This is a genomic window from Acidovorax sp. GW835-FHT14B10, assembly GCF_058793725.1.
In genome coordinates, this window is record NZ_JBXAGC010000089.1 from 1 (window position 1) to 631 (window position 631).

Annotated in this window: 1 protein-coding gene; it reads right to left on the bottom strand. The window is 68.9% G+C overall.

Annotation, left to right across the window (positions count from 1 at the left end):
- On the bottom strand, positions 1–631 hold a 631-nt coding region (locus AC1Q5S_RS22345; protein WP_492239468.1), incomplete at both ends, for an aldehyde dehydrogenase family protein.

Here is a 631-nt window from a genome sequence, read left to right on the forward strand (position 1 = left end):
GTGAAGCTGATGTGGCGCACCACATCGCTGGCGCACAGCACCTTGCCGATGGCAATGGAGTTGGCGGCATCGGCCGAGAGGATGTTGAGCACGCCCGCCGGAATGCCAGCGCGCACGGCCAGCTCGGCGGCGGCCAGGGCGGTCAGAGGGGTCAGCTCGGCCGGCTTGATGACCACCGGGCAGCCGGCGGCCAGGGCCGGTGCCACCTTGCGCGTGATCATGGCCAGGGGGAAGTTCCAGGGCGTGATCGCCGCGCACACGCCGATGGGCTGCTTCAGGACCAGCAGGCGGCGGTTGTTGTCGAACTGGGGCAGGGTCTCGCCGTTGACGCGCTTGGCCTCTTCGGCAAACCACTCCACAAAGCTGGCGCCATAGGCCACTTCGCCCTTGGCCTCAGGGAACGGCTTGCCCTGCTCGGCAGTCATGATGCGGCCCAGATCATCCTGGTGGGCCATGAGCAGGTCGTACCACTTGCGCAGGATGATGCTGCGCTCCTTGGCCGTCTTGGCCCGCCAGGCAGGCCAAGCGGCGTTGGCGGCGGCAATGGCCGCTTCGGCATCCTGCGGGCCCAGGTTGGCCACGTCGGCGAGCTTGGCGCCCGTGGCCGGGTCGTGCACGGCAAAGCGGCTGG